The sequence below is a fragment of the Neisseria sp. HMSC055H02 genome, assembly GCF_001813335.1.
In the GTDB taxonomy this organism is placed as follows: domain Bacteria; phylum Pseudomonadota; class Gammaproteobacteria; order Burkholderiales; family Neisseriaceae; genus Neisseria; species Neisseria sicca_C.
On record NZ_KV812096.1, the window covers coordinates 37,703 to 50,019 of the forward strand.

The 12,317-nt window shown below is 52.4% G+C and carries 17 protein-coding genes and 1 pseudogene; 6 read left to right on the top strand and 12 right to left on the bottom strand.

Translation table 11 applies throughout. The annotated features are described in order from the left end of the window. Positions 1-101 precede the first annotated feature (101 nt). The 9 genes and pseudogenes from HMPREF2907_RS06995 to HMPREF2907_RS07030 all read right to left on the bottom strand — a co-directional run bounded on the left by HMPREF2907_RS06995 (position 102) and on the right by HMPREF2907_RS07030 (position 5,728). Positions 102-932, bottom strand: coding sequence for a symmetrical bis(5'-nucleosyl)-tetraphosphatase (locus tag HMPREF2907_RS06995; protein ID WP_070681578.1), 831 nt, complete (start codon positions 930-932; stop codon positions 102-104). Between the two features lie 80 nt (positions 933-1,012). After that, positions 1,013-1,402 (bottom strand): RidA family protein, encoded by a 390-nt coding sequence (locus HMPREF2907_RS07000; RefSeq protein WP_070681581.1) that lies wholly within the window; start codon positions 1,400-1,402, stop codon positions 1,013-1,015. A gap of 178 nt (positions 1,403-1,580) precedes the next feature. After that, positions 1,581-2,756 (bottom strand): radical SAM family heme chaperone HemW, encoded by a 1,176-nt coding sequence (gene hemW / locus HMPREF2907_RS07005; protein WP_070681584.1) that lies wholly within the window; start codon positions 2,754-2,756, stop codon positions 1,581-1,583. A 66-nt stretch (positions 2,757-2,822) separates the two neighbouring features. Next, a complete protein-coding gene (locus tag HMPREF2907_RS07010; RefSeq protein WP_070681588.1) occupies positions 2,823-3,332 on the bottom strand; it encodes a hypothetical protein in 510 nt (169 codons plus the stop codon). A gap of 74 nt (positions 3,333-3,406) precedes the next feature. After that, entirely contained in the window at positions 3,407-4,000 is a 594-nt protein-coding gene (rdgB, locus tag HMPREF2907_RS07015) for an RdgB/HAM1 family non-canonical purine NTP pyrophosphatase (RefSeq protein WP_070538825.1), read from the bottom strand. Between the two features lie 9 nt (positions 4,001-4,009). Beyond that, the gene (locus HMPREF2907_RS07020) at positions 4,010-4,240 is read right to left on the bottom strand and encodes an NGO_0222 family membrane protein (protein WP_003741840.1); all 231 of its coding nucleotides are present in this window, start codon (positions 4,238-4,240) and stop codon (positions 4,010-4,012) included. Between the two features lie 139 nt (positions 4,241-4,379). Beyond that, positions 4,380-4,593, bottom strand: a pseudogene (locus HMPREF2907_RS11935) (HI_0552 family protein); the annotation flags it as partial. Positions 4,594-4,723: 130 nt separating this feature from the next. Further along, positions 4,724-5,344 (bottom strand): DUF1269 domain-containing protein, encoded by a 621-nt coding sequence (locus HMPREF2907_RS07025; RefSeq protein WP_003741838.1) that lies wholly within the window; start codon positions 5,342-5,344, stop codon positions 4,724-4,726. Between the two features lie 153 nt (positions 5,345-5,497). Then, on the bottom strand, positions 5,498-5,728 hold the full coding sequence (locus tag HMPREF2907_RS07030) for an NGO_0222 family membrane protein (protein WP_070655935.1): 231 nt from the start codon (positions 5,726-5,728) through the stop codon (positions 5,498-5,500). Positions 5,729-6,013: 285 nt separating this feature from the next. Between HMPREF2907_RS07030 and HMPREF2907_RS07035 the strand changes: the two genes are divergently transcribed. From HMPREF2907_RS07035 to HMPREF2907_RS07045, 3 genes are read left to right on the top strand one after another with little or no spacing between them, the layout of a single operon-like run. Beyond that, the gene (locus tag HMPREF2907_RS07035) at positions 6,014-6,991 is read left to right on the top strand and encodes a DNA polymerase III subunit delta' (protein ID WP_070681591.1); all 978 of its coding nucleotides are present in this window, start codon (positions 6,014-6,016) and stop codon (positions 6,989-6,991) included. Between the two features lie 19 nt (positions 6,992-7,010). After that, the gene (locus HMPREF2907_RS07040) at positions 7,011-7,367 is read left to right on the top strand and encodes a PilZ domain-containing protein (protein ID WP_003760734.1); all 357 of its coding nucleotides are present in this window, start codon (positions 7,011-7,013) and stop codon (positions 7,365-7,367) included. A 4-nt stretch (positions 7,368-7,371) separates the two neighbouring features. After that, on the top strand, positions 7,372-8,148 hold the full coding sequence (locus tag HMPREF2907_RS07045) for a TatD family hydrolase (protein WP_070681594.1): 777 nt from the start codon (positions 7,372-7,374) through the stop codon (positions 8,146-8,148). Between the two features lie 70 nt (positions 8,149-8,218). Here HMPREF2907_RS07045 and HMPREF2907_RS07050 read toward each other — a convergent pair whose 3' ends face one another. Beyond that, on the bottom strand, positions 8,219-8,830 hold the full coding sequence (locus HMPREF2907_RS07050; protein ID WP_036529159.1) for a CNP1-like family protein: 612 nt from the start codon (positions 8,828-8,830) through the stop codon (positions 8,219-8,221). Between the two features lie 108 nt (positions 8,831-8,938). Here HMPREF2907_RS07050 and HMPREF2907_RS07055 point away from each other — a divergent pair, with 108 nt between their 5' ends. The 3 genes from HMPREF2907_RS07055 to pyrC all read left to right on the top strand — a co-directional run bounded on the left by HMPREF2907_RS07055 (position 8,939) and on the right by pyrC (position 11,046). After that, positions 8,939-9,163: a sulfurtransferase TusA family protein gene (locus HMPREF2907_RS07055; protein WP_009311572.1), complete on the top strand. Its 225-nt coding sequence runs from the start codon at positions 8,939-8,941 to the stop codon at positions 9,161-9,163. Between the two features lie 13 nt (positions 9,164-9,176). After that, positions 9,177-9,779, top strand: coding sequence for an NMCC_0638 family (lipo)protein (locus HMPREF2907_RS07060; protein ID WP_070681598.1), 603 nt, complete (start codon positions 9,177-9,179; stop codon positions 9,777-9,779). A 232-nt stretch (positions 9,780-10,011) separates the two neighbouring features. Next, on the top strand, positions 10,012-11,046 hold the full coding sequence (gene pyrC / locus HMPREF2907_RS07065; RefSeq protein ID WP_045074808.1) for a dihydroorotase: 1,035 nt from the start codon (positions 10,012-10,014) through the stop codon (positions 11,044-11,046). Positions 11,047-11,363: 317 nt separating this feature from the next. Here the strand turns inward: pyrC and HMPREF2907_RS13575 are convergent, their stop codons facing one another. Both HMPREF2907_RS13575 and HMPREF2907_RS13225 read right to left on the bottom strand, forming a co-directional pair. Continuing rightward, positions 11,364-12,149 carry an HNH endonuclease gene (locus HMPREF2907_RS13575; protein ID WP_083310703.1) on the bottom strand — a complete coding sequence of 262 codons (786 nt, stop codon included), beginning with the start codon at positions 12,147-12,149 and terminating at the stop codon, positions 11,364-11,366. Continuing rightward, the coding region (locus HMPREF2907_RS13225) for a hypothetical protein (RefSeq protein ID WP_210388592.1) at positions 12,103-12,317 on the bottom strand (215 nt) is incomplete at its 5' end. The genes HMPREF2907_RS13225 and HMPREF2907_RS13575, both read right to left, overlap by 47 nt.

Here is a 12,317-nt window from a genome sequence, read left to right on the forward strand (position 1 = left end):
TCTCTAAGGTGCTGAAGCACCAAGTGAATCAGTTCCGTACTATCTGTACTGTCTGCGGTTTCGTCGCCTTGTCCTGATTTAAATTTAATCCACTATAGTAATTATTTCAAAGCCGTTTTCCAGTCCAAACCGCCTAGGGAGGGGACTTGGGTGATACTGTGGTCGGCAAGGTTGATGGCGGTCAGTTCGCCGCCCCAAAGCGCGCCGGTGTCGAGGGAGAGGATGTTGTCGGTGTTCATAAAGCCCAGTGAAGACCAGTGTCCGAAGACGATGGTGTGGCTGAGGTTTTGCCTGTCGGGGGATTTGAACCAAGGGCGCAGGTTCGCGGGCATTTTTTTGAGGGTGGATTTGTAGTCGTAATCGAGTTCGTTTTTCAGTGTCAGCGCGCGCATTCGGGTGAAGACGTTGAGAATCATGCGCAGGCGGTCGTAGCCGGTCAGATCGTCGCTCCATTCGGCGGGTTTGTTGCCGTACATTTTGGAGAAAAACTTTTTGTATTTTTTGCCGCGCAGTTCGGCTTCGGTTTCGCTGGCGAGCAATTCGGCGCGGGCGATGGTCCATTGGGGCAGGATGCCGGCGTGAACCATAACGTGGCGGACGCCTTTGATGAGCAGGGGTTGGAAACGCAGCCAGTCGAGCATTTTTTTGCTGTCGGGGTGGGTGAGGATGGGGGTGATGGTGTCGCTGCGTTTGACCGTACCTTCGCCGCAGCCGACGGCGAGCAGGTGCAGGTCGTGGTTGCCGAGAACCATACGGACGCTGCTTTCGTGTTCCATGCAGAATTGGAGGACTTCGAGGGATTTGGGGCCGCGGTTGACGATGTCGCCGACGAGCCAGAGGGTGTCTGTGCCGTGGTTGAAGTTGATTTTGTCGAGCAGAAGGGTGAATTCGTCGAAGCAGCCTTGAATATCGCCGATTGCGTAGTGTGCCATTGTTGTTATTGTCCGATTGTGTGTGGTGTTTCAGACGATCTTTGGCTTGTGGGAGGTCGTCTGAAAACGGGTTGCGTGTCTTATGCGTTCAGTACCAGCACGGCTTCGGCTTCGACCTGTACACCTTTGGGCAAGGAGGCGACACCGACGGCGGCGCGGGCAGGGAAGGGTTCTTGGATGAACTCTGCCATAACTTCGTTGAAGACGGCGAAGTTGGCAAGGTCGGTCAGGTAGGCGTTGAGTTTGACGATGTCGGCCAGCGTGCCACCTGCGGCTTCGGCGACGGCTTGCAGGTTTTTAAAAACCTGGCGTGCTTCGGCGCGGAAGTCGCCGTTGCCGACAACGGTCATGGTGGCGGGATCGAGGGGGATTTGACCGCTCATGTAAACGGTGTCGCCCGCGCGCACGGCTTGGCTGTATGCGCCGATGGCGGCAGGGGCTTTGTCAGTGTGGATGATGGTTTTGGACATGATTTTCTCCTGTTGTCGGGGTCGTCTGAAAGATGGGAACTTTGATGAAAACGGTGTCGATTATCGTATAAAACCGAGTGATTGTGTAGGGTATGGATATTTTCAGACGACCTTAATGAAGCGGTGGCATGCAGGCGTTACGGTTTGGCGTATCAAGGTCGTTTGAAAAAATCCAATCCTACAAAAAGCATTGCAACAAATCGTTTAAAAACAACCGTCCCTGCTCGGTCGGGCGGAATACGGTCGGGTCGGTTTCCAGCAGACCTTTTTGTCTTGCCGTTTCGATTTGCGCCATGATTTTGGCGGCGGGTACGCCAGTGCGCTCCTGCAACATCGCGGCGGGTACGCCGTCGGTCAGGCGCAGGGCGTTCATCATGAATTCGAACGGCAAATCTTCGGCGGCAACGGTTTTGCGTTCAACGGCAACACTTGGCTGACTTTGCATTAAGGCGAGGTAGTCGTTGGGGTGGCGGCGGCGGACGGTGCGCTCGATGCGGTCGGGGTAGGAAATTTTACCGTGCGCGCCCGCGCCTATGCCCAAATAATCGCCGAACTGCCAGTAGTTCAAATTGTGGCGGCACTGCATGGCGGGTTTTGCAAAAGCCGATGTTTCGTAGTGGATAAAACCCGCGCCTTCCAGCGCGCCGTGTACCGCGTCTTCGATGTCGAGGGCGGCTTCGTCTTGCGGCAAACCTTTCGGCGGTGTATGGCCGAACGGCGTGTTCGGCTCCATCGTCAGATGATACGCGCTGATGTGGGTTGCGCCCGTGGCGATGGCGGTTTGCACGTCGTCCAATGCCGTCTGAACGGTCTGGTTCGGCAGGGCATACATCAAGTCGATATTGACTTTATCAAATAATTTCAAGGCGGTAGCTATGGCGGTTAAGGCTTCTTTGCCGTTGTGGACGCGCCCCAGCCGCGCAAGCATATCGTCGTTGAAACTTTGTACGCCAATAGAAAGCCGCGTAATACCCGCGTCTTTAAATCCTTGAAACTTCTCGATTTCAAACGTGCCCGGATTGGCTTCCAACGTAATTTCCGCTTCCGGCTGCAAGCGCAACAGCGAACGCACGCCGCTTAACAAACGGTCGATCGATTCCGCCTGAAACAGGCTGGGCGTACCGCCGCCAAAAAATATCGTTTCCACCGGCCTGCCCCAAATATTGGGCAATTCAAGCTGCAAATCGGTCAGCAGCGCGTCGATATAGGCGGCTTCGGGCAATCCGTTTTTCAGGCTGTGGGAATTGAAGTCGCAATACGGGCATTTTTTGATGCACCACGGGATGTGGATATAGAGCGACAGGGGCGGCAGGGCGGTAAGTTGTCCGGCTTGGGAGAATGTGATTTGAGTCATGGTGTGTTTTGGGGATTGAGGTCGTCTGAAAACATGGAATACATTTTCAGACGGCCTGTTACGGGTTTATAAATGCTTGCGGATCTGGCGGCTGATAAACGGTGCGCCGAAAATCAGGAGGATGCCGATCAAGGTTTGGACGGTGGCGGCAAGCGTGGTGGCTTTGTCTTGGTTCGTCATCATGGTCCAGATGCCGTCCGCCGAGACGGTGATACCGTTTTGGGCGATTTGGTAAAAACTATACAGGTAAGTCAGGTCGGACAGCGCGAGGGATAGGGAGTAAAAGCCGATTAAAATCAGACCTGTGGTTAACCAAGGAGCAGGGTTTTTGGGCAATTCTTGCGGCTTTTGATGGATTTCGGGTAGGAGGAAATTGGCGGTCATGGCGGGAAAAAACCATAAAAACAACCACACTATGCTGTAAAAACCGAATACGCCCAGTATTTCTGAGACGGGAAACCTGATGTCGTTGTCGGACGCGAAATCCATCAGAGGAATGGCGGTTGACAGGGTTTTGACTATCCAAATGATGACGGTCAGGCGGATGGCGACAATCAGGATTTGTTTAGGGGACATGAGTTTCCTTTCATAATGTAGTGGTTAGGCCGTCTGAAAAAGCGTTTCGGGGTTTCAGACGACCTATTATCGATTTATAAAGCTTCGATTTTTTTCAACAATTCCCGCAACGCCTGTCCCCTGTGGCTTTCGGCGTTTTTGATTTCGGGGGCAAGCTCGGCGGCGGTGCAGTTGTGTTCGGGCAGGTAGAAATGCGGGTCGTAGCCGAAGCCGTTGGTGCCTGCGGCTTCTGTCTGCCATTGTCCGTGCCAGATGCCTTCGGCGATGATGGGCTGCGGGTCGTTTTCGTGGCGGACGAGGACAAGGACGCAGGCATAATAACAGCTTTTGTCGGCTTTGTCGGCGAGGTCGTCTGAAAGGCGTTTGTTGTTGGCGGCATCGGATTTGGGGTTTGCTCCGGCATAGCGGGCGGAGAGGATACCGGGTGCGCCGTTTAATGCGGCGGCGCAGATACCGGAGTCGTCGGCGAGCGCGGGCAGGCCGCTGTGTTTGGCGGCGTGGCGGGCTTTGGCGAGCGCATTTTCGACGAAGGTGCGGTACGGCTCGGGGCATTCGGGCGTGTCGAACTGCGATTGCGGCAGGACTTCGATGTTCAAATCGGCGAAGAGGCGGGAAAATTCTTTGAGTTTGCCTGCGTTGCCGCTGGCGAGGACGATTTTGTCGAACATGGGTTTTCCTTAATGGGGTTCGGTTTGTTGCGAGCGCATGATTTGTGCGCGGGCTTTATGGCGGATGTAGAGGGCGAGGCTGCCGATTTGGGCGAAGACGGCGCCGAAGGCGAATAGGAAGGCGGCGACGGCGAATTGTTTGCTTTGGATGGAAAGCAGGTAGGCGCCCAACGTTACCAATGCGATGAAGAGCAGGGTGAAGAGGATGGTCAGAATGAGGAAGGTTCGGCGTTTGGTCATTGGTTTTGTTTGTTTCTTTTAGATTTCAGGTAGCCTTAACGGCAGATGGGGGAAGCTTGCTTCCGCTCACAGCCGCACATTGTGGCAGGCTTCGTACACTGGCAGCAGGCGGTGCAGGGTTTCGACTAGCCAGGTCGCGCTGCCAGCCGTTGCACCAGCGTTCGATATGCGGCGGGGCAAAGCCCGCGCCCAGTTGTGAGGCTACCTGTAAAACCAACGTGCGCCACACTTGCCACGCGGCTTTGTAGTCGGCCTTGCTTGGTTTGCGCTTCGGTTTCGGGCTGGTATTGGCGGATTTGGGCGAACTGGAAAAATGGGCGTTGGAATAGGTCGCAGCTTTGCGGGGTGAGCATGATGGTTTGGCGGGGCATGAAAAAGGGAGAGGCTACCTGAAAAATAGATTTTCAGGTAGCCTCAAACCGGTTTGGCATGCATCCGAAACGGAAAATTTGAGCGGTTACATACCTTGGGTTGGTGGCAGTGTTATTTCAACTTGGCTGCCAATTTGTCGAATTTTTGTTTGATGTCGGCCTTGAAGGCTTCCACTTTCTCTTTGCGCTCGGCTTTGCGCTGTTTTTTCCACGCTTCGTGTGCCTGACGTGCCACTTCTTCCTGCGCTTCTATTGCTGCCAATACGTCCTGTTGGGCAACGGCTGCATCTTGCCGGAGAATAACGGTTTTGAAACGGTGGAAGAAGGCATCCAATACAGCTTCGTCGGATTCTTGCGCCAAAATAATGATTGCAGTACTGCCGTTATCCAGTTTTTTGGCTGTATTTTCCAGCAACAACCCCTCTCCCAATGTTTGGGCAGTGCCTGCATCACTGCCGATGAGTGCGCCAGTAGCTCCACCCAACAGAACACCGATAGGACCGCCGAGAATGCCGACCAGTGAACCAATGAGGCCGCCCGTCCATGTGCCTTCGACCGTATTGGCGGTAAAGTCGGTGCTTTCTGCTGGGATAATCAGACCATTTTCCTTTTTAATCAAAACGGCTTGTGCCACCAAAGCATCTGTTGTCTGCGAGTAAGCTTTCAATTCAGAAAAGGCTTGATAAGCTTCGCTGGAGATGTTGAATAAGACAACGATGATGTTTTGTTTCATAAGTCTACTCCCGTGGGTTGAAAGATTTAAGAACATACAAATTGTATGCGGTGTCAGTGTAAATTGCAAGGGGGGGGGAGCAATGCGGCAAACAAAACTTTACCTATGTAAAGCCTGTAGAACCGGCAAACGGATAACGAACAATACCCAGCCTTAATGGGATTCGGTTTGTTGCGAGCGCATGATTTGGGCGCGGGCTTTGTGGCGGATGTAGAGGGCGAGGCTGCCGATTTGGGCGAAGACGGCGCCGAAGGCGAATAGGAAGGCGGCGACGGCGAATTGTTTGCTTTGGATGGAAAGCAGGTAGCCGCCGAGCATGATGAGTGCGATGAAAATCAGGGTGAACAGGGCGGTCAGCAGCAGGTAGGTTTTTTGTCGGTTCATGATTGAAAGGGTGAAGGTGAATGAGGCGGATTATAGCTCAGGCTGTTGTTTGAAATTTGAAAAAAGTATTGTGTGGATTTTGTTGTGATACACATTTTGTCAGGCAAACTGTGTGAACAGCCTGTGTATAAATCGGTTTGACGATTGATATACAAACAAAAAATCATGTTGCTTAAAAATGATGCACATCCGGCAAGGTCGTCTGCAACGGAAGCCGCTTTTCAGACGACCTCTAACATTTCCCTGTATAATCACGCTTTTGTTCAAACGCTTGTACTTCTCGACATGATTTATCCGTGGCATCAAAACCAGTGGCGGCAGCTTGCCGATCATTGGGAAAACCGTCCGAACGCTTGGCTGTTTACCGGTAAGGAAAACACCGGCAAAACAGCGTTTGCGCGGTTTGTGGCACAGGCTTTGCTGTGCGAATCGCCTCGGGAAGATCATCAGCCTTGCGGCGTATGCGCTTCGTGTCATTTGTTTTCGCAAAACAGCCATCCCGATTTTTACGAACTTACTCCTGAAATCCCCGAAGACGGTGCGGTCGGGCGAAAATTGTTGCAGATTAAAATCGATGCCGTGCGCGATATTGTGGAGAACATTTATCTGACGGCTGTGCGCGGAGGATTGCGGGTGGTATTGGTGCATCCCGCTGAAAGCATGAACGTGCAGGCGGCAAACGGGTTGCTCAAAGCTTTGGAAGAGCCACCGCAACATGTTGTTTTTTTAATGGTTACGCATGCACGCGACAAACTTTTACCGACTATTAAAAGCCGTTGCCGCCAGATGGTTTTGCCGGAGCCTTCGCGAGATGAAGCTTTGGCGTATCTTCGAGAAGAGGGGGTGGACGATGCGCAATCGTTGCTGGCTTTTCACAGCGGCGCGCCTTTGTTTACCCATGCGCCCGAAATGGATGACTTGCGCGAAGAGCTGCTCACTTTGCTTGCCGCGCCGCGCCTGTTGACGATACTCGACTATGCCGCTGCGTTCGACAAACACAAGCAGCCGTTGGCGGTCTTCATCGATTGGATGCAGAAATGGCTGTTGGATGTCGGCTTGGCGCAACAACAAATGCCGCCGCTTTATTATCCCGATTACGCGCAGGCATTGTCGCAGACGGCTTCCAAAACCGACCCGCGCCGCCTGTTTGCATTGACAGGTCGTCTGAACGCACTCAGCCCTTACGGATACCACACCTTGAGTGTTAAAATGCAGCTTGAGTATCTGCTGACTGAATATCTCGAATTTTGGCAAAACAAATAATTAGATAAGGTAAAACAAAATGGTAAACAACAATAAAGACATTCCGGCGAAAATGATGGCGTTGCAGCTCAAAGATCCGACTCTGCTCTACAACTGCTATATGCCGTTTCTCGAACACGGCGGACTTTTCGTTCCGACCGAAGACGTATTTTCATTGGGCGAAGACATCCTGCTCGCCGTTGAAATCGCCGATTACCCCAAACGCTTCCTGCCTACCAAAGTCGTCTGGATCAACCCCGCCCGTACTTCCGCCCACCGCCCTAAAGGTGTCGGGCTGGCATTTTCCGAACACGAAAGCTGCCTTCAGGCGAAAACCCTGATTGAAGGCGAGCTGGGACCGAAACTGCGCAGCGACCGCGTTACCTTCACGCTTTAAAATCATGCATTTAATCGATTCACACTGCCACCTCAATTTCGAAGGCTTGAGCAACCGCCTGCCTGAAGTGTTCGCCAACATGGAAGAACAAAGCGTCAAGCAGGCGCTTGCCATCAGCGTGAGCAGACAGAGTTTCGCCGAAGTCTTCGACATTGCCCAAGCCAATGAACAGGTTTACTGCACCATAGGCGTCCACCCCGACAGTCAAGAAGCCGAAGAATTTACCGTCGCTGAAATGGTTGAAGCGGCAAAACACCCGAAAGTCGTCGGCATAGGCGAAACGGGCTTGGATTATTACTGGTGCAAAGGCGATTTGGCATGGCAGCACCGCCGCTTCGCCGAACACATCCAAGCCGCCAACGAAAGCGGTTTGCCCGTGATTGTCCACACCCGCGATGCCGCCGCCGATACTTTGGCGATTCTGAAGGAAGGTCAAACCAACTCGGGCGTTATCCACTGCTTCACCGAAGATACCGCTTTTGCCAAAGCCGCTTTGGATTTGGGGCTGTACATTTCTTTTTCCGGCATTGTTACCTTCAAAAATGCCCCGCAAATTCAAGAAGCTGCCAAATACGTCCCTGCGGATCGAATGCTGGTCGAAACCGATGCGCCGTTTCTCGCTCCGGTTCCCAAACGCGGCAAGCCTAACGAACCCTCCTATGTCCGTTATACTGCCGAATTTGTAGCGAAACTGCGCGGCGAACCCGTAGAAACGCTTGCCGCTTACACTAGCGACAATTTCTATCGTCTGTTTAATAAAGTACCCGACATCCGTGTTTGATTCGAATGGAAAAAAGGTCGTCTGAAAATGTTTCAGACGACCTTTTTTGATGTTTGAACCGTCAAACGGCTTATTTATCGTGGCGCACCATCTTCGGCGCGTAGCGTCCGGCGCGTTCTTTGAGGCGTTTGACCAGGCCTTCGGTGGTGTTCGGTACGCCGTCGGTACAGAAGGCTTGGTAGAGGACGGCACGCATCTCGTCGTTTTTGTTGAAGGTTGAGCCTATGGGTTTCCATTCGGCTTTGCGCGGCTCGATCCAGCGGCGGTTGACGGTGTCGCCGTAGCCGAACACTTTATAAGACGAGCGTTTGTCTTTGCCGTATGTGAAGGAAGAGCGGGCGCAGAAGAGGCCTTCGACGGTCAGGTTGTCATGACCTTTGTCGGAACGGACGTTGAGGATGTAGCGGATGCTGCCGTCGGGAGAGGGCATGATTTGCAGGCTGCTGAGGAGGATTTTGGGCTGTTTGCCGTAGTCTTCGCTGACGTAGAGGTCGAACCAGTCGCCGGATTGGGTGTCGGGCAGGGGCGGGAGCGCAGTTTTTTGTTCGGCGAACTCGCGGGCTGCGGCTTCTTCGGGGCTTTCTTTGTAGCGTGTGTTGAAGGGGGTATCTTTTTCGCTGAATCCGGCGGCGTTGACTGCCGTGGCGGCGAGGCAGAGGGTCAGGAGGGCGAGACGGCGCATGGTGTGCTCCAAAGTGAAAAACGGCTTTATTTTATGGGTTCGGCGGGGTGGGGTGCAAGTAAGTACGGTATAATTCATGTTAATCCTGTTAACGGAACATCGGAAACTATGAACGCACACACCTTAGACCTGAAGGGGCTCAGATGCCCTTTGCCGATTTTGAAAACCAAAAAAGCGTTGGCGCAAATGGAGGCAGGCGAAGTCCTGACCGTGTTGGCGACCGACGGCGGCGCGCCCGGCGATTTTGAGGCTTTCTGCCGCCAGACCGGGCATGTTTTGCTCGAATCGCGCGAAGAAGACGGCGTGTTCACGCTGGTCGTGAAACACAAATAGAGGTCGTCTGAAAATGGCGAAACGTCCGATTTCAAGGCTTTTGACGCTTGCCGCTTTCTCCGTTTTATTGGCGGCGTGCGGCAGGGAGGAAGTGCCGCCCGAGCAGATGGCGGATCGTGCGAACGCGGCAGCGGAATTGTTCCGTCAAGGCTGCGTCGCTTTTGACGGGGCTGCCGATAAAGTGCGCTCTTTTGCCGATAATGAAAAGCTGACGGCTTTGAACGCGGAAGAAATCGGCAGGCTGCCCGCAGGTTTCATTGAGCCGGATGCGCTTGCCGTTTGGAAGAAAACGCAGGACGGCGCGGATTATTATTTGAGCCTGACCGGCGACAGTTGCAGCGTGAAGACGGCGCGGGCGGACGAAACCCTGATACGCAAGCAGTTTATGGTATTGGTGGAAAACCCGCCGAGTGGCTTGAACAACGAATTGCGCACCGACCAAGCCTCCGAATCGCCGATTCCGATCCGCCAGTTGTCCTACGCGTGGCGCGCGTCGGGCAGCCCGGAAGAAACCCTGCTGACCGTCAAAACCACCCCGTCCGACCAGTTGCCCGTGCAGGCGGTGTTTTACCTGACGCATCAGTCCTACAACGGCAAGCCTGTCCTTGTGCAATAGTCTTTTCAGACGAGCTTTGGGGCTGTCGCCATTCAATAGTTTCCGTGTTTTTTTATCCTCAAAGCGGCATCTTCCACGTTGGAAATCCTCACAAGGTGTCCAACCTTGTTGCGGTTTCCGCCTTGAATCTTCCGCTTTGTGAACAAAAATCCACTGGGAAAATTAAATGTTGACAGCCCCTAGGAAACATCAAGGGGTCGTCTGAAACCCAAAAATCTAAAAAGGAACACCCATGCAAACCCTGACCATAACCCGCCCCGACGATATGCACCTGCACCTGCGCGACGGCGACGCGCTCAAAGCCGTTGCCCCCTATACCGCCCGCCAGATGGGGCGCGCCGTCATCATGCCCAATCTCAAGCCGCCCGTCGTCAGCGTAGCCGACGCGCTTGCCTACAAAGCGCGTATCATGGCGGCGTTGCCCGAAGGCAGCGCGTTTGAGCCGTTGATGACACTTTACCTCACCGACCAAGCCACGCCCGAGCTGGTGCGCGAAGCCAAAGCCGCCGGCATCGTCGCCTTCAAACTCTACCCCGCAGGTGCGACGACCAATTCCGATTCGGGCGTAACCGACTTGTTCAAACTCATCCCCGTGTTGGAAGAAATGGCAAAACAGGGCATCCTGTTCCTCGTTCACGGCGAAGTAACCGACCCCGAAATCGACATTTTCGACCGCGAAGCCGCCTTTATCGAGCGCGTAATGAAACCCGTTTTGGCGCAAGTGCCGAATCTCAAAGTCGTGTTCGAACATATCACCACCGCCGAAGCCGCCCGCCTTGTTTTGGAAGCAGGCGACAACGTTGCCGCCTCCGTTACCCCGCAACACCTCCTGCTCAACCGCAACGATCTCTTGGTCGGCGGCGTGCGCCCCCATCATTTCTGCCTGCCCGTACTCAAACGCGAAACACACCGTCAGGCATTGGTCGCCGCCGTTACCGGCGAGAAGGCGCACAAATTCTTCCTCGGCACCGACTCCGCGCCGCACGCCAAATCCGCCAAAGAAAACGCCTGCGGCTGCGCCGGCATGTTCAGCGCCATGACCGCCATCGAGCTTTACGCCGAAGTGTTTGAAAAAGCAGGCGCGTTGGACAAACTCGAAGCCTTCGCCTCGAAAAACGGCGCAAGGTTCTACGGCATTCCCGAAAACGCCGACACGATCACCCTCGTCAAACAAAGCCAAACCGTCCCCGCAAGCGTCCCTTACGGCGACGGCGAACTCGTCCCGATGCGCGCGGGCGGCGAGATAGGCTGGACGGTCAAATACTGAGCCGAACCTGATTGAACTGACGTATAAAAATGCCTGCCCGAAAAAGGGGCAGGCATTTTGGTTTGATGGTGAATTCAAATGGAAAATACTCAATCATCGTCATTCCTGTGTAGGTGGGAATCCAAAAGTTTAGATTTACAGTAATCTTTAAATATTTCTGAAATATAGAGGTCTGGATTCCCGCCTGCGCGGGAATGACGGTAATTGGTTAGTATTCGTATACAAAAGAACGCAAAAAGGTCGTCTGAAAACAGATATAGCGTGGTTCGCTAAATCGTTTTCAGACGACCTTAAATCAACGGACTGTTCAACACCATTTATTCTTCTTTTTGGAAAACATGGTTACGGTGATACTCGAAATATTTTTCGCTTTCAGGTTCGATTTTTAATTGCATATCGGGAAAAATTCCAAGCCGCTTTTGATTTTCCAGATCGATTTTCGGACTGATTTTTATCGTACCGTCGGTCTCAAACGTAATCAGACCGCTATCGAATAATGCGTCGATATTGGGGGCGAGCATCAGACCATTGAAGGGATCTAACCTCTCTTCATTATTGCACTTGCTCCAAGGTTTGATATGGCTGGCAATAAGTAAAGACCGAACATCTAGATCTGTCAGTGGACAGCTCGGATACAGTTCGAGTAGTTTTTGCCGGAATCTGCCTTGCCCTTGACGAGCTTTTATTAAGGTTTCGATTTCGGTTCGCTTTTCTGGTTCAATTTCGGATGCTAATTGTTCTTTGAGTTTACTGAGATCTTGTTCCAAAGATTGGGTTGAGTTTATTTGAAAATTTGTTGGTTTGTATAATTCAAATATTCCTCCTTTTTTCCACCATAAAAAGTCTTGGTGCATTGATTCGTGATAATGCTTTCTTGAGTTTGAATTAACACTAAGTACATGCAAAGAAGCATGTGTATCATCATTATAGTCAGGAGTAATCTGCCATTGGTTTTTTAGTTCTTCAATCTGTTCATCTACATCTTTTACCTTAAATTGTGTTTTGCCCATATCATGCAGATGTAAGACGATTCTTTTTATAATTTCTATCGTCCCATCAATATGTTCCCCATTGATCCGTGCGGAATATTTTGTTTTCGCCATTAAGTCTTCCTATCAAAGTTAAGTTTTCTAATTTAATTATTTGGGGTAATGCATTGATTTTCCAATGACTGTCATTCTTGCGCAGGCGGGAATCCAGAAGTTTGGATTTACAGTAATCTTTAAAATATTTCTGAAATACAGAGGTCTGGATTCCCGCCTGCGCGGGAA